This window comes from Bacillus sp. es.036, from assembly GCF_002563635.1.
Taxonomy (GTDB): domain Bacteria; phylum Bacillota; class Bacilli; order Bacillales; family Guptibacillaceae; genus Guptibacillus.
The window spans coordinates 2446564-2469951 of record NZ_PDIZ01000001.1 but is presented as its reverse complement, the minus strand read 5'-3'; the positions used below and the strand labels follow the sequence as shown (position 1 = coordinate 2469951).

Genomic DNA, 23388 nt, shown 5'->3' with positions numbered 1-23388 from the left:
GCATGCATATGCATAAATTAGAAAGGCTATGGCTCATGATTGGAAGTGGAGCACTGATTCTTTTTTTATTGGTAATTGGTGTGAACGCTTTCGCAATGGGTCATACACCGCCAAGTGATAGTGAGATTCTTGATCCAACTCAAGTCGATTTAACGGCACCTTTCGATGATCCAGGCTTAAAAAAGATAGGTGAGAATGAATATGAATTGGTTCTAGTTGCTCAAGCATTCACATTTCAATCGAACGATGAAATAAAAATACCTGAAGGGGCAACTGTTCATTTTAAAGTAACGAGTAAAGATGTGGTACATGGATTTCAAATTCCGAAAACGAATGTGAATATGATGATTACACCAGGTCATATCAATACCATTACTCATACGTTTGATGAAGCGGGACAGTTTCTCATTTTATGTAATGAATATTGTGGAGTTGGTCACCAGGCCATGGGTGTGCCACTGGAGGTGATAAAATGAAAAACGAATTAGTAGTCGATCGAAATGATGCAAAGCTTAGTATGGCACATTTGTATATCGCTTTTGCAGCCGTCCTATTAGGTGGGATTGCAGGACTTTTACAAACACTTGTTAGAAGTGGAACGATTCAACTTCCTGCAGGGATAGGCTATTATCAGCTGTTGACCGCTCATGGTATTTTACTTGCACTTGTATTTACAACTTATTTTATTATTGGTTTTTTCTATGCCGGCATGAGCAGAACAATGGGGAAATTCTATGACCAACCTTATCGGATGGGATGGCTTGGTTACATTGTAATGACAATTGGAACGGCGCTTACAACAGTGATGGTTCTTTTAAATGAAGGTACGGTTCTTTATACCTTTTACGCACCTTTAAAAGCTTCCCCGTGGTTCTATATTGGCCTTACGTTATTTATTGTTGGTACCTGGTTAGCGGGCGGCGCGATGTGTCATCAATATTACATTTGGAAAAAGGTAACTCATAAAAAGATTTCTCCTTTGTTTAGCTTTATGGCTGTTATGACAATGGTTTTGTGGTTTGTAGCTACGATTGGTGTCGCCGTTTCTGTCATCTTTCAATTCATTCCTTGGTCATTTGGATGGGTTGATGAAATTAATATTCTACTAAGTCGAACGCTTTTCTGGTATTTTGGCCACCCACTCGTGTACTTCTGGCTCTTACCTGCCTACGTGTGCTGGTATGTCATTATTCCAGAAATTATTGGTGGGAAAATTTTCAGTGACTCTTTAGCTCGTTTATCTTTCGTGCTCTTCTTACTGTTTTCTATTCCTGTTGGTTTTCATCATCAGTTACTTGAATCAGGAATCTCTCCATTTTGGAAGTATTTGCAGGTTGTGTTAACGTTCATGGTTATCGTTCCTTCTCTGATGACTGCCTTCTCACTGTTTGCTACTTTTGAAATAGCAGGACGGAAAAAAGGAGCAAAAGGATTATTTGGTTGGTTTCGTGCATTACCATGGAAGGATGCAAGATTCTTTGCACCGATGGTTGGTATGCTCATCTTCATTCCTGCAGGTGCAGGAGGAATCATTAATGCTAGTAACCAAATGAACCAGATTGTTCATAATACATTGTGGGTTACAGGGCATTTCCATCTTACTGTTGCTTCGAGTGTGGCGCTTACGTTTTTTGGAATAGCCTATTGGCTTATCCCGCATCTTACCGGTCGCGTACTAACAGGAAGAATGCATCAAATTGCAAATCTACAAACGATCCTATGGGCGATTGGCATGTTCTTTATGTCGGGGGCTATGCATACAGTTGGCTTGCTTGGTGCACCGAGACGAACAGCTTATACGACATACCAGGATCATCCTGATGCACTAGGGTGGATTCCTTATGAAGTAACAATGGCCGTTGGTGGTTCCATTCTCTTTATTGCTATTTTACTCTTAATGTATATTATTACTGATCTTGCTTTTTTCGCTCCAAAAGGCAAAGAAGACTTTCCGATCGGAGAGGTGGCGGAGGCGGCCGAGAAAACACCAGTCATTTTAGAAAATTGGCGGCTGTGGCTTGGCATCGCAACTGTGCTTATCCTTGTCGCTTATACCGTACCAGTCATTCATATGATTGAACACGCTCCCCCAGGTTCTCCTGGATATAAGTTCTGGTAAACGCCGGCGATCAGCCGGCGTTTTTCTATTTAGACACCTTTTGATATAGTTAAGAAGGAAATTGAGGAGGGATTATGTTGAAAAAACCGAATATCTTGTTTATTGGTGCAGGACGAATGGCTGAGGCTATTTTTTCTGGACTTAAGCAGTCAGATACGATTGGTAAAATTACGATTTCAAATCAGTCTGATCAAACGAGATTGACTCATTTGAAAGAAACGTATAACGTGGAAACAGGTATATGGCAAGAGGTTATTTCGACGCATGATGTTGTGATATTAGCAATGCCTCCTGCAGCTCATCCTAATGTTCTCAAGGAACTTTCCAGTAAAGTAACCGAGCAATTTGTGATTACGGTAGCTGCAGGGATTGGGCCTTCTATTTTAGAAGCTTCCTTGCCAGGTGTTCCAACAGCGTGGATTATGCCGAACACTGCAGCTGATATTGGCGAGTCAATGTCACTGTTTGCTTGCGGGAGTGAGGTAAAGGAAGAACATCGAGAAGTGCTACAAACAATTTTAGATGCTATTGGTGAATCCGAAGAGCTATCAGAAGAACAGATTCATGACTTAACAGCGGTTACGGGAAGTGCACCTGCTTTTGTTTACCAATTCGCTGAGGCGTTAGAAAAGACGGCGCAATCCTATGGTTTATCATCGGAAGTAGCGAGAAAGCTCGTGATGCAAATGATCTTTGGTTCAGCTTCGATGCTTAAAGATGGGCGGAAGGCAGGAGAACTTCGGGATCAAGTCACAACGCCAGGCGGCGCGACAGCTGCAGGACTTGACGTTCTAGAAAATGCTGAATTTAGTCAACTTTTACACAAGGCGGTACTAGCTGTAAATCATAAAGCTTCAGAACAAGCAAAGTAAAAAAGCATGTCCTCTCACCAGAGGACATGCTTTTTCATTTGTTAGAGGATATAAGGTCCTAATAGGAAGATTAGCATGCCGAGATTTAATCCAAGCTGATAGGAGGTTCGCTGCATGATGGTCCATTCTTGATCTTGAGCAACGCGGCTAATCATATAAGATACAACAAAGATAATTAGCGGCCAAACGTATGCAGCTCCTGAAAAGGTTAGGTAAGATGGAGCGAGATATTGAAATGGTCCATCAAGAATAGATGGAAGGAAAATAATTTGAGAGGCGACACATAAAAGAATGATCGTCCATTCAACCCATTTTTTGTCTTGTTCAATTGCTGTTGTATTGGCGAAATAGAAGTACATTAATGCAACGGCAGGAAGGATGAGAAAACCAAATGAGAAGGCTAACATCGCAAACATACCGACAATTGCTGTGAACGTATAGTAAAGGGCATACGTTAAGTCATCGCTCGAGATGGAGCTACTGCTTTTCACAACGGTAGGATCTGTTGATGCGCCGTGCAAGACGAGTTCGTTTTTCTCTTTATCCATCCAGACTAAAGACTGATCGGTAATTGCAATGGGGCGGATAGATAACTCTTCTGTCGTACTCCGGCGAGAGGCAACCCACTCGCCATCCTGTTGCGAAGCTTCATAGATACTAATGACGGAACGTTTTGGTGAAATTTCTCCATTCGAACTAAATAAAAGATGAGCCGCACCGTCTTTTTCAATTAATGAAAAGTAGTTTGGCTTCTCAAACCTGTCACCAGTTTCCGCATTTTGGATTTTCAAAAGCTGAACGTCAGCTTCCTTACCAGCAACACTTTCTCCAAAGTACGTACTGACAACTCGTGTACCCTGTCTCGTTGCACTAATGGTATAGGTGAACGTAAGTTTGTTATCGAGTTCAATCATTTGAAGATTGCTGTAAATTTCTCCTGATGTAAGTGGAGTCTCGTATAGAACAACTGGGTCTTTACCTGCATCAAGTGTTAGAAACTGGTTCACATCATCCGTTTGAACATAAAGAAATGCCAAACCTTCTTCTGTTAAAGTACCGCTTTTTATGTATTGAGGTAGTTCGATTTCTGACTTAACTTTTCCTACTGGTGAAATGGTGTATGCGGTGTGCCGTGACCACGCAATTACGCCATTTTCTGATACGTTCATTCCTTCAATTTCCTTTAAAATGCTTGTTTCTTTCTCGTCTGTTGCGTAAATTAATTCATCCTTCTTCTTGTAAATCGCTTGTTGATCATCAACATAAAACGAATATCCGTCTGGAATGGAGTAGCTGAGTTCTTCTGTCGTTGTATCCAACTTTTCATTCACGACCACTTTTCGAACGGGATCACCGCTAAAAAAGAGAGTGCTCCTATCTTCCTCACGTTGAACAAACATCTCGCTATCTTCTGCAGCTACGTCAAGATTGACTGACCTGCTCCAATCCGTTGCCGGTTTTTCTTGAAGAATGGAGAGCTGATGAAGATAAACTAAAAGTAAAATGATAAAACCAGTGAGAATGGGAAATCCTATTTTTTTCATTCTATTCCTCCTTGTTCCTTACATACGTTTGAATTTTACACAAGTTTCAAAAAATTTACAATAGTTATTAGTGAGAATCTCCGAAAGGTAGAGTGAATACAATACGGTAGCCTACTTGAGGAGGGAGCGCCATGCTAGAAAAGAAAGTGGATGAAAAAATAGAAGACCTATTAAGTGAGGCATTAAGGCATCAACATGGGAATGGTGCCTTTAACTTTTGTTTTGAGAATAGTTTATTAACGGATGCGATGATGATTGTATTAATACGCATGCTTAAACTTCCAGATAAATCATTGCTTGATGCTCTTGTGAAACGACTTCTATTTAAACAATCTAAAGAAGGATACTGGAAATTATATGAAGACGATCGAGGGAATCTTTCCGCTACCGTTCAGGCTTACCATAGTCTCCTGTATTCAGGAAGGATGACTTGTAAACATAGTGAGATGAAAAAAGCAGAGCACTATATTAAAAAATGGGGTGGGATCGAAAGGGTTGATTCGATGACGTCCATTTTTCTCGCTTTAAACGGTCATCTAAATTGGCCTCACTTATTCCATATTCCAATGCTTTTTCTACTTATTCCGAAGGCTTCACCAGTTTCTTTCAATGATTTAAGTTCTTATGCAAGAGCGCATTTTGCACCAATTCTTCTGTGCCAGGACCTTCGTTATTCCATTAAAACAAGATGGACGCCAGATCTCACACATTTAATTATGGAAGATCGATCCATGAAAGAAGATATTAAACAAGCATGGACTGCTATGAGTCAATTTCCATCAAACCAGCTATATAAAGCAAGAAAGAGAGCGGAACAATACATGCTTCAAAGAATTGAATCAGACGGGACATTGATGAACTATGCAACGGCTACATTTTTTATGATCTATGCGATGTTGGCCCTAGGATATGAAAAACACGCTCCTTCTATTATACGTGCCTTTAATGGACTGAAAGGAATGCTCTGTGATTCTAATTCCCATCTTCAAAATTCGCCTTCAACAATTTGGGATACTGCCCTTCTGTCCTATACGATACAAGAAGCTGGCTTAGTTCATGCAGTACCTTCAACTAGAGCGGCTAACCATTATTTAGTTAGACATCAGCAGACAAAGTATGGGGATTGGGCGATTACAAGAGAGGGTATTGCCCCTGGTGGATGGGGGTTTTCTGAAGGGAATACAACTCATCCAGATGTAGACGATACAACTGTTGCGTTAAGAGCGTTGAAGGATATGAAAAATGAGTCAAGTCGTTGGCATGACGGAGTCAGTTGGCTTCTAGCTATGCAAAATCAGGATGGAGGTTGGCCAGCTTTCGAACCGGATCGTCAGGCTTTTCTATTAAAAGACTTACCCATTGACGGGGCAAGGTCATCTTTTCCAGATGATTCATCGGCGGACTTAACTGGTAGAACAGTTGAGTTTTTATGTAACTATGCTGAACTAAACCGTAATCATCCTTCCATTAGAAAGGGAACAAACTGGTTGATTCGGAATCAAGAGAGCGATGGTTCTTGGAGAGGGAGATGGGGGATTTGTTACATTTATGGTACATGGGCGGCGCTAACGGCTTTAAAGGCAGCTGGCTATCCATCTGATTTTACTCCTGTTCGAAAAGGAATACAGTTTCTTAAGAAAATACAGAGATATGATGGGGGATGGGGAGAGTCGTGTCAAAGTGATATTCAACAGAAATTCGTTCCTTTACACGTTAGCACGCCATCACAAACAGCATGGGGCGTTGATGCTTTATCCGTTTGTAAAGAAACAGGTGAATCATTAAATAGAGGTGTGGATTACCTTCTCAAAAAATCATATGATATGGAAGAACGCACTTATCCAACAGGGGCGGGATTACCAGGAGGATTTTATATCAGATATCATAGTTATGAAGTGATATGGCCACTACTTGCGCTTTCACACTATAAAAAGTTACAAATGCAACAATAAAAACGATAATAGAGAGGCGGTATGGAACCACCTCTCTACAGTCAATTATTGTGATTCCACACCACTTTTTTCAATTTCTTTTACGGTAATTTCTCCTGCGCCACGTGGGATTTTCACTGTGTGAATGGTTTTTGCTTCTAATGACCTTGCGATTGCATTCGCTGCTTCGGAAGGATCAATTTTATCTCCGCATGTATAGACATCAACAGAAGCATAGCCATGTTCAGGGAAACTGTGGATGGTTAGATGAGATTCAGCGATAATAACCGCACCACTTATACCTTGAGGTTCAAATGGATGAAAAACAACATCTCTTATTTCTGCTCCAGCTTCAAGAGCCGCACTAGCGAATGTTTCTTCTATATACACTAAATCGTTTAGTTTTTCTTTGTTACAATTCCACATCTCTGCGATGATATGATGACCAAGCGTTTCGATAGTAAATTGCCTCCTTCTTAACTACATCCTTGTATAGTGTTGATTACAGGAATTGCTTTTATGCAGGTTTTCCCCTCAAACAGGAAGAAATAAACCTATATAAGAGTTTTAAGATTGACATATTACGTTTAAATGTTTAAACTAAAGAACAATAAAGTCGTTAAGAGGAGAGTATAAGATGGAGCATATTGCTGATAAAGTAAGCCTGCAAAAAGAATATTTTTATACAGGGGAAACAAAATCCTATTCGTTTAGGAAAAAACAGCTTGAAACGTTAAGAGACGTGATTAAAGAGTATGAACCTGAGATCTTACAAGCGCTTAAAGATGATTTGCATAAATCAGAATGGGAAGCTTATACAACTGAAATTGGTTTCCTTTTAGAGGAAATTAAGTTCACACTTAAGCACCTAAAAGAGTGGATGACACCGGAGAAAGTAAAGTCACCAGTTACTCACTTTGGCTCTAAAAGCGTCATTCACCGTGAGCCGTTCGGGGTAACGTTAATTATAGCGCCGTGGAACTATCCATTTCAACTTCAGTTAGCTCCACTTATTGGAGCAATCGCATCGGGGAACTGTGCCGTTTTAAAACCATCAGAATTAACACCTGCTGTCTCAACTCTTATTAGTAAAATGATTCGAGAAGTTTTTCCTGAAAAGTACATTGTGGTTATTGAAGGTGGCGTTGAAACGAGTACTGAACTTTTGAAACAACCGGTTGATCACATCTTTTTCACAGGAAGTGTTGCTGTAGGAAAGATTGTGATGGAGGCGGCTGCAAAGCAACTTATCCCTGTTACGCTTGAATTGGGAGGGAAGAGTCCAGCGATTGTTGACAAAGACGCTAATTTAGCTCTAGCTGCAAAACGAATTATGTGGGGGAAATTCACGAACGCTGGTCAAACATGTATCGCACCTGACTATTTGTATGTCCACAGTGACGTAAAAATGGCATTGATCGAACAAATGAACAATGTGCTGATTGAATTCTACGGAGAAGATCCACTATCAGATGAAAAATACGGTCATATTGTAAGTGATCGTCACTTTGATCGATTAAAAAGGTTTTTAGCCGATGGAGACGTATTAATTGGTGGACAGCATAAAGCAAGTGATCGGGTAATTGCTCCAACGATTATGGACAATGTTTCATGGGAAGATCCAGTGATGCAAGAGGAGATCTTTGGTCCTATTTTACCTGTGCTTGAATTTACAGAACTTGAAACGGTTATTAACGAAGTACGTCGCCGTCCAAAACCGCTCGCACTTTACTTTTTCTCTGAATCCGAAGAAAAACAAGAAGAAATAACGTTATCCATTTCATTTGGGGGAGGGTGTATGAACGACACATTTATGCATATCGTCTCTCCTTACTTGCCTTTTGGTGGCGTTGGGTCTAGTGGTACGGGGAGTTATCATGGGAAAGCAAGCTTTGAAGCCTTCTCGCATGAGAAGAGCATTGTGAAACAAACAACGAAGTTTGATTTCGCCTTCCGATACCCCTCAGCCAAAAATGGGCTGAAAATCATCAAGAAGCTTATGGGGTAATGTCGTTTTCTTCTTTAGTGTTTTACCTTGCCATGGTATGATTACGGAAAAGCTGTACCCTTGGTGCAGCTCTACAATTGGTAGACATAGGAGGATGTAGATATGAGTAAAGGTGTCATTAGTTTAGGGGAGGCATTAATTGATTTTATACCTCTTGACAAAGACAATTTAACGTATCAAAAAAGCCCTGGTGGAGCTCCGGCAAATGTAGCAGTTGGACTTGCCCGTCTAGGCGTAAATTCCACTTTTCTTGGAAAAGTAGGCGATGATGTGCTTGGACGTTTTCTTCAAGAAACGTTAAAGAACTATGGTGTAGATGTTTCGACGATGATTCTAACTGAATCTGCACGCACCGGCGTTGTATTTGTAACCAATGCCGAAAATGGTGAACGTAGCTTTGATTTTTACATAAATCCAAGTGCAGATCGTTTCTTAAGTGAGGAAGAAATAAGCGATCAGTTATTTGAGCGTCATCGCATTCTCCACTTCGGATCCATTTCTATGATTAGTGAACCTTCTAGAACAGCTACTAAAAAAGCTGTTGAAAAGGCAAAAGAGAACGGACTGCTCATTTCCTATGATCCGAACTTACGACTTGGTTTATGGGAGAGTGAAGATCGAGCAAGAGAAACGATTGTTTCCATGCTATCTGAGGCAGACATTCTTAAGCTTTCTGAAGAAGAACTAACTTTTATTACTGGTGAAGAAACTGTTGAAGCTGGAATTAAAAGATTGGCTCACTATCGTATACCAGTTATTTTCATTACGATGGGTGGAGAAGGTAGTCTTGTTTTTACTCCTAACTATTCACTCAGAGTTCCTGCTATGAAAGTAAAGGCGGTTGATACGACAGGTGCTGGCGATGCATTTGTATCAGGCATTCTTCATGGTTTTAACGAATACGTTGGCTCTCTCACCGAACTATCGCGCGAAGAGCTCGAGCGAATGACGCAATTTGCTAGCGTTTCTGGTGCTTTAGCAGCTGCAACAAAAGGCGCTATGACGGCCCTGCCAACGAAAGAAGAAGTGGAAGAAATTTTATTAAAAGAATCGAAATAGTGAGGTGCCCCGTCTAAATGCGGGGTGCTTTTTTGTGTTGAACTGAATCCATAGCATCCAAAACTAGAATGAAGACTAGCTGTAAGATACAATGAAAAAGGAACTAATCAACTATTCGGAGGTGCTTCGTATGAATCAGGAATTTTTACTTGAATTGTTATCAACTGCTTCACCATCAGGAGCTGAAATGGAGATTCAGCATAAATGGATGGACTATGTGAAGGAATTTGCTGACGAAATGAAAACAGACAATGCAGGAAACGCAATTGGCGTTCTTAATCCCAATGCAGAATTTAAAGTTCTTCTTGCTGGCCACTGTGATGAAATTGGATTTATGGTAAAGAAAATTGATCAAGACGGCTTCATTCGTGTGGAAAAGTTAGGCGGTATTAGTCATAAACCTGCTATCGGTATGAAAGTAACGATTCTTGGCACGCATGGAAATTTAACTGGAGTATTTGGCGTGAATGCTGAACATCATGGTGGAGCAAAAGAATTCAATTTCGAAGATCTTTACATAGACTGTGGTGCAACTTCAAAAGAAGAGATTGAAAAGTATGTTCAAATCGGAGATCTAGCTGTCTATAAACGCGAAGTTGAGCACTTATTGAATGACAGAATTAGTGGCAGAGGCCTAGATAATCGTACGGGATCGTTTATTGTTGCAGAGGTTCTACGAAAGCTCGCTAAGCGAAATCCTAAAGTAGGTGTATATGCGGTTAGTACAGTGAACGAAGAAACAAATATGGGTGGAGCATACTTTGCTGGTGCAGGAATTCAGCCAACGATGGCCATTGCCTGTGATGTGACATTTTCTTCTGATTATCCTGGCATTGATGCAAGAAAACACACGGAGGTTAATCTCGGGGACGGACCTGTTCTTGCGAAAGGTGCTCCAATTAATATTAAAATTAATCAACTACTCGAAAAGGCTGCAAAAAAGCTTGATCTAAAACTTCAATATGAATTAACACCAAGAATGACAGGAACCGATGCTGATAAGCTCCGCTTAACAGGATACGGCGTGCCGATCTCGCTCGTATCTTTGCCGCTTCGCTATATGCATGCGCCAGTTGAAACGGTTAGTCTAAAAGACATGCAGGAAGAAATTGATTTGTTAGTTGAAATGATTGCGGAATTAACTGGTGAAGAAAGTGTAAATCCATTAAGTAAATAATAATATTGACAAAATTGTGACAATTATGCTACGATGACAAAGTGAAAAATAACGGTAAAGGAGAGTGTGTGTGATGAGACATGTTTTAACAGGTATAATCCAACCAATTTCATGTACTCATAGACGCACTTTGCCTGGGAAGTAACCCCTTTGTCACAAAAAGGAATCGGCACGCGTCTTAGACGTGTGCCCTTTTTTATGTCCAATGATTGGATGAGACATAGCCGCATACGGCTATGTCTTTTTGGATTTCTAAATATGGTAAAAAGGAGTTAACCTATTGAGGGTGGTGGAAGTGATGGTTGCTTTTAATTAATGAAACAATGGTCGGAAAAAGATTGGAGGGAAAAGAATGTTCTCGATTTTACACAAGTTAAGCTGGTTTTTTAAGCAGCATTGGAAGCGCTACAGTATTGCCATCGGTTTGTTAATTTTAGGTGGGATCCTTGAGGTTATTCCGCCGAAGCTAATTGGGATGGCAATTGATGAGATCAATGTAGGAAGTTTAACGTGGGATAGCTTACGGAATTATCTATTTTTTTATGGTGCGTTATTGATTGTCGTTTATCTCGTCACATATGTATGGATGTATCAACTATTTGGTGGTGCATTTCTAGTTGAGAGAATGCTTCGGTCTAGATTCATGAAACATCTTCTGAAAATGACGCCGTCTTTTTACGAGAAAAATCGGACTGGGGACTTGATGGCAAGAGCAACAAACGACTTAAAAGCCGTGTCGCTTACAGCGGGTTTCGGTATTTTAACTTTGGTTGATTCAACGATCTTTATGTTACTTATATTGGTTACGATGGGTGTTTTGATTAGCTGGAAACTAACTCTTGCGGCTATTCTGCCTCTTCCATTAATGGCTCTTGCCATGAACCGTTATGGAAAGGTTATTCATAAGCGCTTTACCGCTGCGCAGGATTCTTTCGGTCATATGAATGATCAAGTACTTGAATCGATTGCAGGTGTTCGCGTTACGCGTGCTTATGTACAAGAGAGAGCGGATCAGCAAAAATTCAAAAACTTAACAGAAGATGTTTACAGAAAGAACATTGATGTAGCAAAGATAGATGTCCTTTTTGAACCAACGATTAAAGTACTCGTAGGGATGAGTTATTTAATTGGTTTAGGATATGGGGCTTATCTTGTTTTTCACAATGTACTTACACTAGGCGAACTCGTGTCATTTAACGTGTATCTCGGTATGCTGATTTGGCCGATGATTGCGGTTGGTGAGCTAATTAATGTCATGCAGCGCGGAAGTGCCTCACTAAATCGGGTATTGGATACGTTATCTCACGAAGAAGATGTGAAGGAACATCATGCTCCGAAACATCACGAGTCTCCTGGTACGATTTGCTTTGAACATGTTCAGTTTACGTATCCAACCTCTTCAGTTACAAATTTAAATGATGTTTCATTTACGCTTGAAAAAGGTCAAACGCTCGGTATCGTTGGGCGAACTGGTAGCGGAAAAACCACTTTGCTAAAGCAATTGTTGAGAGAATACCCAGTAGGCGAAGGGAAAATAAAAATCTCTGATGTACCGATCGAAGAGTTTTCGCTTGGAACGCTTCAAAGCTGGATTGGGTATGTTCCGCAAGATCAAATGCTATTTTCTCGATCAGTGCGAGAAAACCTGCTTTTTGGTAAGAAAGATGGAACTGACCAAGATGTCGATCAAGTCCTCCGTTTATCTGATTTTAAGAAAGATGTCAATCTTCTTCCTCAAGGGCTTGAAACACTTGTAGGAGAAAAGGGGGTAGCACTATCTGGTGGGCAAAAGCAGCGGGTTTCGATTGCTAGAGCTCTCATGATTGATCCGGAAATTCTTATTCTTGATGATGCGATGTCAGCAGTGGATGGGAAAACAGAGGCACAAATTCTTGCAAATATAAGAAGTGAACGTGCTGGTAAAACGACGCTTATTGCCACACATCGGCTTTCAGGTGTAAAGCATGCTGATCGTATTCTTGTTCTAGAAGATGGCAAAGTGATTGAAGAAGGTACACATGAGGAGCTTCTTACTCAACAAGGATGGTACAGAGAGCAATATGACAGACAGCAACTTGAAGATTCACTAAAGGAGGTGCTGTAAATGAACCGACATGTAGGAAAGCGTTTAGTAAAGTATGCACTTGGATTTAAGAAAAATATTTTAATTGCACTTCTACTTTTAACAGTTGCCGTGACAGCGGAACTATCTGGTCCTTTCATTGCTAAACGGATGATCGACGTTCATATTCTTGGAATTGAGTATCCATGGTATGAATCAGATCAGGGGGAAGACGTTGTTCAATATGATGGTGGATGGTATAAGCGAAGCGATCATTTTGAAAATAATGAAGCAAAAGGAGAAGAGGCAAGAATTCTTCAAATCGGGCGTGATTATTACTTCATTGACGAACCGATCGCTTTCGACGGTGAAAGATCAATTAACGAAAATACGCTCACTATCGAAAAGGATGGGCAACGACAGTCCTACGGAGCATCAGAAATAAGCAACGAAGAGCTGCTCGCCTTTTATCAACCTCAGATTGAACCGATGATCTGGCTCATTGCATTATACTTCGGACTTCTCGTCTTCGCTTCATTTTTTGAATATGGGCAAGGACTTCTTTTGCAAACTTCAGCTAACCGAATCATTCAAAAGATGAGAACAGATGTCTATGCGCAAATTCAGCGTTTGCACATCAACTACTTCGATAATTTGCCAGCTGGAAAAGTAGTGGCAAGAATTACGAATGATACAGAGGCGATACGTGAGCTTTATGTAACCGTACTCGCAACTTTTTTCACTAGCATCTTTTATATGACAGGCATCTTTGTTGCCTTGTTCTTATTGGATGTAAAGCTTGCGTTTATTACATTAACCATTGTTCCACTGCTGTTTGTTTGGATCATTGTTTATCGCAAATATGCTTCCAAATTTAATAAAGTGATCCGGACAAGAGTGAGTGACATTAATGCTATGATTAACGAGTCCATTCAAGGAATGTCAATCATAAGAGCTTTTAAACGCCAGCAAATGACAGAACGAGAATTTGAAGAATTAAATGATAGCCACTTTACGTATCAGAACAAGCTTTTACATTTAAATTCTTTAATGTCTCATAACCTGGTTAACATTTTAAGGAATATCTCATTTGTAGCATTGATTTGGTATTTCGGAGGAGCTTCTCTTACATCAAGTGCCGTGATAAGTCTTGGCGTTCTCTATGCTTTCGTCGACTATTTAAATCGATTGTTTCAACCCGTTACAAACATGGTCAATCAACTTGCCAATCTAGAGCAGGCACTGGTTGCTGCAGACCGCGTTTTTGAGCTTCTTGATGAAGAAGGAGAAGATGTAGCGGATGGAATTTTCCCGCGGTATGAAGGGAATGTTTCTTTCGATCATGTTTCCTTTGCTTATAAAGAAGATGAATATGTGTTAAAGAATCTTTCTTTTGAAGCAAAAAAAGGTCAAACTATTGCGCTCGTTGGACACACGGGCTCAGGAAAAAGCTCCATTATGAATTTATTATTTCGATTTTATGATAATCAAAAAGGAACAATATCCATTGATGGGAAAAACATTCAGGATATTAAAAAGCAAGAACTGAGACAGCATATGGCAATTGTACTTCAGGATCCATTTCTATTCACAGGCACGATTGCATCAAATGTTAGTCTTGACGACCCCTCTATTTCAAGAGAAAAAGTAGAAAAAGCTTTAAACGATGTTGGAGCAGATCAGCTGCTCCGTTCGCTTCCAAACGGTTATGATGAGCCAGTTATAGAAAAAGGAAGCACGCTTTCTTCCGGGCAAAGACAGCTTATCTCATTTGCAAGAGCGTTAGCGTTTGATCCTGCTGTCCTTATACTTGATGAAGCGACTTCAACTGTTGATACTGAGACGGAAATGATTATTCAAGACGCTCTCGATATTTTGAAAAAGGGGCGTACCACATTTATCATTGCCCACAGACTTTCAACGATAAGAGAGGCAGATCAAATTCTCGTTCTTCATCAGGGAGAAATCGTTGAGCGAGGCGATCATGATCAATTGATGCAGAAAAAAGGAAGGTACTTTCAAATGTATCAGCTTCAACAAGGGAAAAAGATTGAGCAAGCCGTGTAGAAATAAGATAAAAGCCGTAGCTTCTTCAGCTACGGCTTTTGAGTTGGAGCGCCAGGTGGAAGATAAGGTGGTGGAGATTTCAGCCATCCTCTCTTTTCCATTAACGTTTTAAAATCCGCAGCAAATAGTAGGATGTGGGTTTGAAACTCAAGAAACATTAACCCAACATCGGTTCGAATCGACTGAGAAACGGTCGTTGCACAGAGGACATTCACTGAGGCAAGCTTCAGTGAAATCCCGTTGGCAATTTCATCGTCCGTTAGCTTTACCCCCATAGGGATCGTTTCTGAGGATGAATCAGGCTTTGCTTGAGATGTTGGTGGGAGAGGAACGCCTTCTTTTATTAAAAATTGTTTTAATTTATTTTGGTCTTTAACAGATGCATCAAAAATCTCCTGTGTTTTTTTCTTGAGTTGTTCATCATCGGTTGTATTTAATGCCATTCGATAAAAAACTTGAGCTTCTTTAAAAATCGCAAAAGCTGTCCAACAGTTCATCACTTCACCGACATGTAACGGGGATTTAGGCTCACCATCAGTGTGAGATTGGAGAATGCCAAGCATTGATTTTAAAATTGTTTTCATCGTTTCGCTACCTCCTCTAGCCTATGATGGTACAGAAGGTAACAAATTATGTGTGTTTGTCTAAAGAGAAAGAGTAATGCAAGACGATTACCTGGAAGATGGACGGAAACCAGCTTCCTCTGCTTCGTTTTTCGTACAAAACATTTCTTCTGCTTTGGTCATTTCGTAGTAGGATCCTTCAGGAACATGATAGATTTTTTCGCCTTTTGAATTTATATTCCCTTTTATTTGGCACTCCTCAGAAGCGAGTTTTTCTTCAGTAGGAGAATCATTTGTTTCTGCTTCTTCGTCAAACCCTTCTTCTTGAACATAGTCTTCTATGCTCCAAATCCCTTTCCCTTCTTCTTGAGCTTGTCGCTGTATTTTTTGAAATTGATCAACATATTTTACGTTAGGCTGATAAATGTATGCGACCCTCGCGAGCCCTTCTTCAAGAAGCATTTCGTTGAACATTTGATCACCGATCCAGACGTATGCAAGAAGTCTGCCGTACTTATCACGTTCTGAAACATCGATCTCGATTCCAACCTTCTCTCCTTCAAGCCGGTCCTTCGCAAAATCTGACGCTTCAGGTCCAAATGGTTGGACAGGTTTACTAGGATGCTTCGTTTCAGGTGTATCGACAAGTAGAAGTCTGATTGTTTCTTCTCGCTCTTCAAGTGTTATTTTTAGAGTGTCACCATCTACGACCCGATCTACTGTTGCTGGAATTGTGTTTTCAGGAATTTCGTTATTGGAAGTGATGAAAGAACAGGCAGATAAAAAGAGTAATATAAAAAGGTAAGGCACTAGTTTATGTGTCAAGTTAAGTTCTCCTTTCCTGGCTTTTAGGTCTTAGACATACTGATTCGTCATAATCTAAAAGGGGGGTGATCCAATTGAATCACGGATGTATTTACTGTGAGAAAGAATTGCTCTTCCCGTGGGAAAGAAGAAGGATGGTGTGCGATGAATGTCACTATGCGATTTCAGACACGTATCATGAAGATTATCGAGAAATTGGTGAACGAAAAATAGAACAGAAATCCCGTCAATAGTGACGGGATTCTTTTTGGATTCTATGGTTTAAATGAGTGTAGTGATGTTGAACTGCAAGTGGTCAGACACTCGTACGCTTCCGCTTTTCGTGTCCAGCTGCAGCGCCCAGCCTCTCGATCGCTTCACCCCATAAAATGAACACAAAGACCGTGTTCTTTTTATGGGGCTCCAGCGCTTGTCGAGGCTAAACGGGCGCTTCCGCTTTTCGTGTCTAGCTGTTACTTGCAGAAACTACGATATTTCACTCTTTCACCAGAACACAAAAAGCGTGTTCTAGTTCAAGAGTTCCAATATCTCCGTTTGTAAGAGATCGTCTCCGCTTTTCATGTCCAGCTACGCGGGCCAAATCCTCCGGCTGTTTCGCCCAATCGAATGAGACAAAAAGCGTCTCAATCTCATGGGCTCCAACTTCCTGCGGATTTAGGCTGGCCCGCTCCGCTTTTCTTAATACCTTTTAACGGCTAGGGTGCAGCGGGATATGCAGATTAGTTCTTCTTGTTCGTCGACGATGTTGATTTCCCAGACCATTGTTCTTCGTCCAATGTGGATCGGCTCAGCGATGGCTCGGACAACGCCGTCTTTTTTGCTACGTAGATGATTAGCGTTGATTTCCATTCCGAATGTGGCTTCGTTTTCTGAGTTAAGGTTAAGTGTGCCACCGATACTTGCGGCTGACTCTGCAAGTGCAACGGATGCACCTCCGTGAAGATATCCGAGTGGCTGATGAGTGCTCGGTCCAACTGGCATTTCAAGAACGACTTTTTCAGGTGTTAGTGTAATGGCTTTGATTCCGAGTGCCTCTAGCATTGTATTTGCGAATTCCATCTCATTCCTCCAATTTAGCTGTCGCGCCAAAACTTATCATTCCTTCATCAATAAAATGAACACCGGACAATTTTTTTAGGTTCAAGATTTTGTTGAGGTTAATCGGACGCTTCCGCTTTTTTCTATGTACTTATTTACAGTATACACGAGCAATTGGCTATAAAAAGGGAAAATTAGCGGGGAAGAAGCTAGCTTTTTTTCCTTTTATGTCTGGTTCTTGCTATATTTCCGCGAAATTCTCAATATTTCCACGAAAAACCAATTAATTCTGCGATCTTAAGAGATAATTCCTCGAAAATCTAATTAATTCCGCTAATTAGATTAAAAAGAAGTGCTTCCCTCTAAAGTGCTTTCCTCTCTAAAGCTACGTAAAAAAGCCAGAGACTATATTCGTCTCTGACTCTAGATTAAATAAAATACGCGAGCAATAAACCAATGGCCATAAGCAGTCCAAACTGAGTATGCATTTGAGCCGTTGCTTGCATAGCGGGCATCATTTGAGCAGCCTGCGTTTTCCCTTCAAACAAGCGAATGGCTTTGAATGCTTTAGGGATGCTTAGAATAATTAACAGCAACCAAAGTGATAAATCAATTGTAATGATGAGTGCCACCACCCAAAGGTAAGAAACGATAAACATCCACTCTAAAAGGGCCACAGCTTTATCGTGTCCAAGAAGTATTGCGAGTGTTTTTCGTCCTTTTTCTTTGTCGCCTTCTAGGTCGCGGATATTGTTCGCCATAAGGATACCGCCAACTAGAATGGAAATCGGGATCGAAACGAGAATGCTTTCAAATGTAATAACGCCCGTTTGAATGAAAAAAGAAAGTAAGACAAGAATGAGTCCCATAAAGACGCCAGCGGCAATTTCGCCAAATGGTGTATAGGCAATTGGGTGTGGGCCACCAGTATAGAAATACCCTGCAGCCATACAGATTGAACCAATGACCGCAATCCACCATGTCGTCAGGATACAGATGTAAACGCCTAACAGAATGGCAATTCCAAAGAAAATAAAAGCAAGATTCAATACTGTTCTTGCACTAACTCCATCTCTTACGATGGCGCCACCAATTCCTACGCTACCTGCGTGATCAAGACCCCTTTTGAAATCATAGTATTCATTAAACATATTTGTTGCTGATTGAATAAGGATAGAAGCGATCATCATCGCCATAAACAATCCAAAATGTAATGTATGACTTTGAAGGGCAAGCATTGTGCCCAGAAAAACCGGGACGAAGGAAGCTGTTAATGTGTGGGGTCTTAATAGTCGCCACCACACCTGCCATGTTGGTTTTGAAGGCGTCACTTTGTTCAGCTTATCTTTGCTGTTGTTCATACGCTCTTCCATAGAATAGTGTCTCTCCCTTAAATAATAAACTTCTTAAAAATCCGCTTGTAACCATTATAGTTTAAAAAAACGGATAAAGGGTGTCAATCCTTTTGTCAATATCAAGAAGTCTCTGTCAATAGAAAAAAGTCGAATTACATGCTTTCGCATCACATCCGCCTAATTTCTTTCAAGAAGAGAGAAAGTGTAGTGAAAACAAAAACGATCACCTTTTAGTGATCGCATTTGTGTGATTAGTAATAGTACGGATATGGCCTGAAAAACGCGATACTTCCCAAACCTACGCCTAATAGTCCTCCAAGAAAGCCGCCTGCAAAAGCGCCGAAGAAAAACATTCCTGGTCCCTCGGGATGTTGTGGTCCATCACAATTGCGATTTAAAGGGCGAATGTAGACGAACTCATCATCAACATCTTCAATATGACCTCTATGCAATTGACCGTCATGACATTTGATTTCAACACATTGTCCAATATGCTGACGACAAACACCATGATAATAGTGTCTGGACATGTGAGACACTCCCTTATCATTTAGTGTATAAACAACGGTTCACCGTCGTCTACATTTATCAGTGTATGCTCATCAATTATTTTGCTAAGGGCATCTGCGGAGCATTAAAATGGTTTTTTTTGAGGAGATAGGGAATCTATACATAAGAAGGCGATAAAAACGGTAAAACAGCTTCGTTGACAGTCTTAGCTACACAGGTGTATCCTTTAAGTAACTGTGGCCGAGGCTAACTCGGTCTGCTTTTGCATGGACAGAAAGTTGGGGGGAGAAGACGGTGTCTACATTACAACATCAAGAATTATTTAGCCTGCTTCATCAAGGTGTTAGTAAGGCAGAAAAGCGGGGAACGTCTGTACTTGTTAGTCAGGTGCTATCAGTAGCTGCTGTCGATCCCCTCTCCTTTTATGCAGCAGGTTCGTCTACTTATAAAAATGATCGAACATTTTGGTCTGACCCAGAGAATGATACGACGATTGTAGGGCTTGGACGGATGAACCAATTTCAAGCCAATTCCGATCGGTTTCGTACAATAGAAGAAGAGTGGCAGCGTTTTCTTGAAGATGCCATTATAGAGGGGGCGCCATCTCGTCCAGGTGTCGGACCTGTGCTGCTCGGTGGTTTTTCTTTTGACCCTTCTGCGCCAGAAAGCGGAGAATGGGGTTCATTTCCTGAAGGCGGTATGGTACTTCCGGAAATTATGCTAACCTCCGCTCTTGATCAGGCATGGTTAACAATTAATGCTGTCGTGAGTGTAGAAGATGATCCAGAGAAACTTTCCGAAGCACTTCTAAAGCAACATGCCAACCTCTTAAATAAAATAACGACTGTATATTCATCGGATGTTGAAGCTTTTTCTATAGAAGAAATCAACCCTGATCAATGGAAAGAAACAGTCAGAAGTGCAGCCGAAAATATACGAGAAGGGCAATTGGATAAAGTTGTTCTTGCTAGAGAAATCAAGCTCAAATCTACTCAATCTTTCTCTTCTACACGAACGCTATCAAATCTAAAAGAACTGCAGAGCGATAGCTACGTATTTGCGTTCGAATACGGGGGGAAATGTTTTCTTGGTGCCTCACCTGAACGGTTAGTGAAAAGGGAGGGGCAACAGGTTTATTCAACGTGTCTTGCTGGCTCGATTCAGCGAGGGGTATCGGAAGAACAAGATGAAGCTCTTGGACAAGAACTGCTTTACGATCAAAAAAATCGAATCGAACACGATTTGGTTGTTCAGATGATTCGAACCGCTATGGAAAAAGAGTGTGAATTTGTTCAGGTACCCTCTACGCCTGAAATTTTAAAAACGCCGCATATTCAACATTTGTTTACACCTGTTGTAGCGAGAGCTAGCAAAAGAACAAGTCTTTTACGGATGGTTGAGCGGTTACACCCTACCCCAGCGCTCGGTGGGTATCCTCAAGTAGAGGCGGTTAATGAGATTAAGCGAATCGAAAACTTGGATCGCGGCTGGTATGCTGGACCTGTTGGCTGGGTTGATTACCAGGGGAATGGAGAATTTGCGGTTGCGATTCGCTCAGGTTTATTAAATGGCGATCAAGCAACGCTCTATGCAGGGTGCGGGATTGTAGGAGATTCAGATCCCGATAGTGAATACGAAGAAACCAAAATGAAGTTTAAACCGATGTTAACGGCGCTTGGGGGTAAAAAATATGACTGATCAAGAAATATTATCAAGCTACGTTGGTTCGTTTGTAGATGAACTTGTGCGATCAGGCGTAAACCATGCTGTGGTTAGTCCAGGATCGCGGTCTACCCCGCTTGCTATGATGATGGCCGAACACCCTTTAATGAAAGTCTGGATGCATATTGATGAGCGGTCTGCTGGTTTTTTTGCGCTTGGCATGGCCAAGTCACATCATGAACCGGTCGCACTTCTTTGTTCATCAGGCACAGCAGGAGCGAATTACTATCCGGCAGTCATCGAAGCTGCTCAATCCAATGTTCCGTTGATTGTATTAACGGCCGATCGTCCTCATGAGCTTCGTGACAATGGTGCGCCACAGGCGATTGACCAAATTAAGCTATATGGAGACTATGCAAAGTGGTTTATGGAAATGGCGCTCCCATCCTCCTCTCTGACGCGATACATCAGGACAGTCGCTTCAAGAGCCGTTGCTGTTTCTTCGAGTATACCAGCTGGACCTGTTCATCTTAATTTTCCGTTTAGAGATCCTTTAACACCTGATCTTTCATATTCAGGTCTTTTTGCTGACGGCAGAGATGATCACGAGCCATGGGTACAATCTACTGATTATGCACGCATTTTAGACGATAAAGCAGTAAAGCGTTATGTCGAAAAGTTGGCTAATAAGAAGGGAATTATCGTTGTAGGTCCACAGGAAAATGAAGAATTAGCTGAGCCATTGTATGCTCTTGCGGAAGCACTAGGGTATCCTGTTCTTGCTGATTCTCTGTCCATGTGTCGACATGTGAATTCTCCCAATTTAATTGAAGGATATGATGCTTTTTTAAGAGGTGAAGTTGATTCCTCTCTGTATCCTGATGTGATTATTCGTTTTGGGGCAATGCCTGTATCAAAAGCTTATACGCTTTTTGTTAATAAAGTCGAAAGTCCTCTCCATCTCGTAATAGATGAGAATGGATGGAGAGATCCAACTCTTTCAAGCTCTGATATGCCAAATGTTTCACCAGTAGAGTTTGTGAAGAGCCTTCTTCCTGCTTTACAGCAGCTTGAACATTGTGAGAACAAGTGGCTAGAAGCGTGGAAAGAGTTAAACGAGGTCACTCTTAACCTGCTTCGTGAGGATTTGGAGGTAGAGGGACTCTTTGAAGGATATGTGTTTAGAGAATTGGGTCAATTAATGGATAAGGACGATCTTTTGTTTGTAGGCAATAGTATGCCGATACGCGATTTGGAAAACTTCTTTTTACCTGAAGGAGCTCGACCGACCATAATGGGAAATCGCGGGGCGAACGGAATTGATGGGATTATTTCAACTGCTCTTGGTGCTAGTACTGATTATTCTTCCGGCGTTTTGGTTATCGGTGATCTCTCTTTTTATCATGATATGAACGGTCTCCTTCTAGCAAAGTTATATGAAATCAATTTAACCATTGTTGTTGTGAACAATGATGGGGGTGGGATTTTCTCCTTTTTACCGCAGCGCCAGGAGGATAAACATTTCGAGCAACTGTTTGGAACACCGCTTGGACTAGATTACGAGCATGCCGCAGCGCTCTACGGTGGAAGTTTTGATCGCATAGGGAATTGGGAAGAGTTTAGCTTAGCTTTTGAGAAAAGCAAGAAGCATAAAGGACTTAGCATTATTGAAGTCCCGACCAATCGTGATGAAAATCTTATGCTCCATCGGAAGTTATTCTCAAAGATTTCACACGAAACAGCGAAGGCTCTAAAATCATGATTTACACAATTGAAGGACAACCGTTTCACGTTAAAATAGAAGGTGAGGGGGAACCTCTTCTTTTATTGCACGGCTTTACAGGGGCAAGCGCAAGTTGGACGCCGTTAATGAAAAAACTATCAAATTTCTATAAAGTAATCGCCATAGATTTAATAGGGCATGGTGCAAGTGGAAAACCAGATGATTCTGCGCTCTATACGATGGAAGCAATGGGAAGTTATTTAAAAAAGCTCTTACAGATTCTTCGAATTGATAGCATCCATTTACTTGGTTATTCAATGGGTGGTCGTTTTGCCTTATCGTTTACTGTACAATATCCTGATTGTGTTAAAACACTCATCCTCGAGAGTAGTTCACCAGGACTTATCACGAAAGAGGAAAGAGATGAACGAATACAAAATGATCATCGGCTTGCTAGACGGATTGAACAGGAAGGCATGGCATCTTTTGTAGATTTTTGGGAAAGCGTTCCTTTGTTTTCTACTCAGAAAAAACTTCCTTTACGCAAGAAAGAGGAAATAAGAAAACAGCGTTTGAGCAATACTGAAAAAGGACTAGCTAACAGTCTTATTGGAATGGGGACAGGGGCACAGCGTTCATATTGGGAAATGCTAGATGACTTGTCAATTCCAGTCCTTCTTTTAGTAGGTGAGCATGATCAAAAGTTCGTTTCTATTGGGAAGAAGATGGAAAATTTACTCCCTCAAGCTGATTTTGTGCAAATAAATGACGCAGGGCATACAATTCATGTAGAACAACCTGAAATCTTTGTTAAAATGGTAGTAGCTTTTCTAAAAAAGCATGCAGATTCTAATCTGTAAATTTAGGTACATA

Annotated in this window: 20 protein-coding genes; 13 read left to right on the top strand and 7 right to left on the bottom strand. The window is 41.0% G+C overall.

Annotated features, from left to right (window positions below; genetic code table 11):
* Positions 1 to 2 precede the first annotated feature (2 nt).
* The 3 genes from ATG70_RS12630 to proC all read left to right on the top strand — a co-directional run bounded on the left by ATG70_RS12630 (position 3) and on the right by proC (position 2991).
* On the top strand, positions 3 to 476 hold the full coding sequence (locus tag ATG70_RS12630; protein ID WP_098444651.1) for a cytochrome c oxidase subunit II: 474 nt from the start codon (positions 3 to 5) through the stop codon (positions 474 to 476).
* Positions 473 to 2119, top strand: coding sequence for a b(o/a)3-type cytochrome-c oxidase subunit 1 (locus tag ATG70_RS12625; protein WP_257147681.1), 1647 nt, complete (start codon positions 473 to 475; stop codon positions 2117 to 2119). The genes ATG70_RS12630 and ATG70_RS12625 overlap by 4 nt, the downstream gene beginning before the upstream one ends.
* Positions 2120 to 2193: 74 nt before the next feature.
* Positions 2194 to 2991 (top strand): pyrroline-5-carboxylate reductase, encoded by a 798-nt coding sequence (proC, locus tag ATG70_RS12620; protein WP_098444650.1) that lies wholly within the window; start codon positions 2194 to 2196, stop codon positions 2989 to 2991.
* Positions 2992 to 3032: 41 nt separating this feature from the next.
* On the opposite strand, the gene ATG70_RS12615 is transcribed toward proC, so the two are convergent.
* Positions 3033 to 4535, bottom strand: a complete 1503-nt coding sequence (locus ATG70_RS12615; RefSeq protein WP_098444649.1) for a hypothetical protein — start codon at positions 4533 to 4535, stop codon at positions 3033 to 3035.
* Positions 4536 to 4666: 131 nt separating this feature from the next.
* On the opposite strand from ATG70_RS12615, the gene ATG70_RS12610 reads away from it, so the two are divergent.
* Positions 4667 to 6487 carry a terpene cyclase/mutase family protein gene (locus ATG70_RS12610; RefSeq protein WP_098444648.1) on the top strand — a complete coding sequence of 607 codons (1821 nt, stop codon included), beginning with the start codon at positions 4667 to 4669 and terminating at the stop codon, positions 6485 to 6487.
* Between the two features lie 45 nt (positions 6488 to 6532).
* Here the strand turns inward: ATG70_RS12610 and speD are convergent, their stop codons facing one another.
* Positions 6533 to 6925, bottom strand: coding sequence for an adenosylmethionine decarboxylase (speD, locus tag ATG70_RS12605; protein WP_098444647.1), 393 nt, complete (start codon positions 6923 to 6925; stop codon positions 6533 to 6535).
* Positions 6926 to 7103: 178 nt separating this feature from the next.
* Here speD and ATG70_RS12600 point away from each other — a divergent pair, with 178 nt between their 5' ends.
* The 5 genes from ATG70_RS12600 (at position 7104) to ATG70_RS12580 (ending at position 14839) form a co-directional block, all read left to right on the top strand.
* A complete protein-coding gene (locus ATG70_RS12600; RefSeq protein ID WP_098444646.1) occupies positions 7104 to 8474 on the top strand; it encodes an aldehyde dehydrogenase in 1371 nt (456 codons plus the stop codon).
* 102 nt (positions 8475 to 8576) lie between these two features.
* Positions 8577 to 9533 carry an aminoimidazole riboside kinase gene (locus ATG70_RS12595; protein ID WP_098444645.1) on the top strand — a complete coding sequence of 319 codons (957 nt, stop codon included), beginning with the start codon at positions 8577 to 8579 and terminating at the stop codon, positions 9531 to 9533.
* A gap of 130 nt (positions 9534 to 9663) precedes the next feature.
* Positions 9664 to 10710: a M20/M25/M40 family metallo-hydrolase gene (locus ATG70_RS12590; protein WP_098444644.1), complete on the top strand. Its 1047-nt coding sequence runs from the start codon at positions 9664 to 9666 to the stop codon at positions 10708 to 10710.
* 352 nt (positions 10711 to 11062) lie between these two features.
* On the top strand, positions 11063 to 12814 hold the full coding sequence (locus ATG70_RS12585) for an ABC transporter ATP-binding protein (RefSeq protein WP_098444643.1): 1752 nt from the start codon (positions 11063 to 11065) through the stop codon (positions 12812 to 12814).
* A complete protein-coding gene (locus ATG70_RS12580) occupies positions 12815 to 14839 on the top strand; it encodes an ABC transporter ATP-binding protein (RefSeq protein ID WP_098444642.1) in 2025 nt (674 codons plus the stop codon).
* 29 nt (positions 14840 to 14868) lie between these two features.
* Here the strand turns inward: ATG70_RS12580 and ATG70_RS12575 are convergent, their stop codons facing one another.
* Both ATG70_RS12575 and ATG70_RS12570 read right to left on the bottom strand, forming a co-directional pair.
* The gene (locus ATG70_RS12575) at positions 14869 to 15423 is read right to left on the bottom strand and encodes a DUF3231 family protein (protein ID WP_098444641.1); all 555 of its coding nucleotides are present in this window, start codon (positions 15421 to 15423) and stop codon (positions 14869 to 14871) included.
* Between the two features lie 87 nt (positions 15424 to 15510).
* On the bottom strand, positions 15511 to 16227 hold the full coding sequence (locus ATG70_RS12570; RefSeq protein WP_098444640.1) for a thermonuclease family protein: 717 nt from the start codon (positions 16225 to 16227) through the stop codon (positions 15511 to 15513).
* 74 nt (positions 16228 to 16301) lie between these two features.
* Here ATG70_RS12570 and ATG70_RS22520 point away from each other — a divergent pair, with 74 nt between their 5' ends.
* Positions 16302 to 16460 (top strand): hypothetical protein, encoded by a 159-nt coding sequence (locus tag ATG70_RS22520; RefSeq protein ID WP_159783968.1) that lies wholly within the window; start codon positions 16302 to 16304, stop codon positions 16458 to 16460.
* Between the two features lie 445 nt (positions 16461 to 16905).
* Here the strand turns inward: ATG70_RS22520 and ATG70_RS12565 are convergent, their stop codons facing one another.
* The 3 genes from ATG70_RS12565 to ATG70_RS12555 form a co-directional block, all read right to left on the bottom strand.
* The gene (locus ATG70_RS12565; RefSeq protein WP_098444639.1) at positions 16906 to 17286 is read right to left on the bottom strand and encodes a hotdog fold thioesterase; all 381 of its coding nucleotides are present in this window, start codon (positions 17284 to 17286) and stop codon (positions 16906 to 16908) included.
* Positions 17287 to 17693: 407 nt separating this feature from the next.
* Complete coding sequence (locus ATG70_RS12560) at positions 17694 to 18626, bottom strand: 1,4-dihydroxy-2-naphthoate polyprenyltransferase (RefSeq protein ID WP_257147779.1); 933 nt, start codon at positions 18624 to 18626, stop codon at positions 17694 to 17696.
* Between the two features lie 245 nt (positions 18627 to 18871).
* On the bottom strand, positions 18872 to 19150 hold the full coding sequence (locus ATG70_RS12555) for a hypothetical protein (RefSeq protein ID WP_098444637.1): 279 nt from the start codon (positions 19148 to 19150) through the stop codon (positions 18872 to 18874).
* A 274-nt stretch (positions 19151 to 19424) separates the two neighbouring features.
* Between ATG70_RS12555 and ATG70_RS12550 the strand changes: the two genes are divergently transcribed.
* Genes ATG70_RS12550 through menH form a run of 3 tightly spaced genes read left to right on the top strand, consistent with a single transcriptional unit; the run spans position 19425 to position 23375 of the window.
* Positions 19425 to 20828: an isochorismate synthase gene (locus tag ATG70_RS12550; RefSeq protein ID WP_098444636.1), complete on the top strand. Its 1404-nt coding sequence runs from the start codon at positions 19425 to 19427 to the stop codon at positions 20826 to 20828.
* Complete coding sequence (gene menD, locus ATG70_RS12545; RefSeq protein WP_098444635.1) at positions 20821 to 22554, top strand: 2-succinyl-5-enolpyruvyl-6-hydroxy-3-cyclohexene-1-carboxylic-acid synthase; 1734 nt, start codon at positions 20821 to 20823, stop codon at positions 22552 to 22554. Before ATG70_RS12550 ends, menD begins: the two co-directional genes overlap by 8 nt.
* Positions 22551 to 23375, top strand: a complete 825-nt coding sequence (menH, locus tag ATG70_RS12540; RefSeq protein WP_098444634.1) for a 2-succinyl-6-hydroxy-2,4-cyclohexadiene-1-carboxylate synthase — start codon at positions 22551 to 22553, stop codon at positions 23373 to 23375. Before menD ends, menH begins: the two co-directional genes overlap by 4 nt.
* The last annotated feature ends 13 nt before the right edge of the window (positions 23376 to 23388 follow it).

Coding starts and splice junctions, on each gene's coding strand:
- ATG70_RS12630 (WP_098444651.1), top strand. CDS start 3: ATGCATATGCATAAATTAGAAAGGCTATGGCTCATGATTGGAAGTGGA.
- ATG70_RS12625 (WP_257147681.1), top strand. CDS start 473: ATGAAAAACGAATTAGTAGTCGATCGAAATGATGCAAAGCTTAGTATG.
- proC (WP_098444650.1), top strand. CDS start 2,194: ATGTTGAAAAAACCGAATATCTTGTTTATTGGTGCAGGACGAATGGCT.
- ATG70_RS12615 (WP_098444649.1), bottom strand. CDS start 4,535: ATGAAAAAAATAGGATTTCCCATTCTCACTGGTTTTATCATTTTACTT.
- ATG70_RS12610 (WP_098444648.1), top strand. CDS start 4,667: ATGCTAGAAAAGAAAGTGGATGAAAAAATAGAAGACCTATTAAGTGAG.
- ATG70_RS12600 (WP_098444646.1), top strand. CDS start 7,104: ATGGAGCATATTGCTGATAAAGTAAGCCTGCAAAAAGAATATTTTTAT.
- ATG70_RS12595 (WP_098444645.1), top strand. CDS start 8,577: ATGAGTAAAGGTGTCATTAGTTTAGGGGAGGCATTAATTGATTTTATA.
- ATG70_RS12590 (WP_098444644.1), top strand. CDS start 9,664: ATGAATCAGGAATTTTTACTTGAATTGTTATCAACTGCTTCACCATCA.
- ATG70_RS12585 (WP_098444643.1), top strand. CDS start 11,063: ATGTTCTCGATTTTACACAAGTTAAGCTGGTTTTTTAAGCAGCATTGG.
- ATG70_RS12580 (WP_098444642.1), top strand. CDS start 12,815: ATGAACCGACATGTAGGAAAGCGTTTAGTAAAGTATGCACTTGGATTT.
- ATG70_RS12575 (WP_098444641.1), bottom strand. CDS start 15,423: ATGAAAACAATTTTAAAATCAATGCTTGGCATTCTCCAATCTCACACT.
- ATG70_RS12565 (WP_098444639.1), bottom strand. CDS start 17,286: ATGGAATTCGCAAATACAATGCTAGAGGCACTCGGAATCAAAGCCATT.
- ATG70_RS12560 (WP_257147779.1), bottom strand. CDS start 18,626: ATGAACAACAGCAAAGATAAGCTGAACAAAGTGACGCCTTCAAAACCA.
- ATG70_RS12555 (WP_098444637.1), bottom strand. CDS start 19,150: ATGTCCAGACACTATTATCATGGTGTTTGTCGTCAGCATATTGGACAA.
- menD (WP_098444635.1), top strand. CDS start 20,821: ATGACTGATCAAGAAATATTATCAAGCTACGTTGGTTCGTTTGTAGAT.
- menH (WP_098444634.1), top strand. CDS start 22,551: ATGATTTACACAATTGAAGGACAACCGTTTCACGTTAAAATAGAAGGT.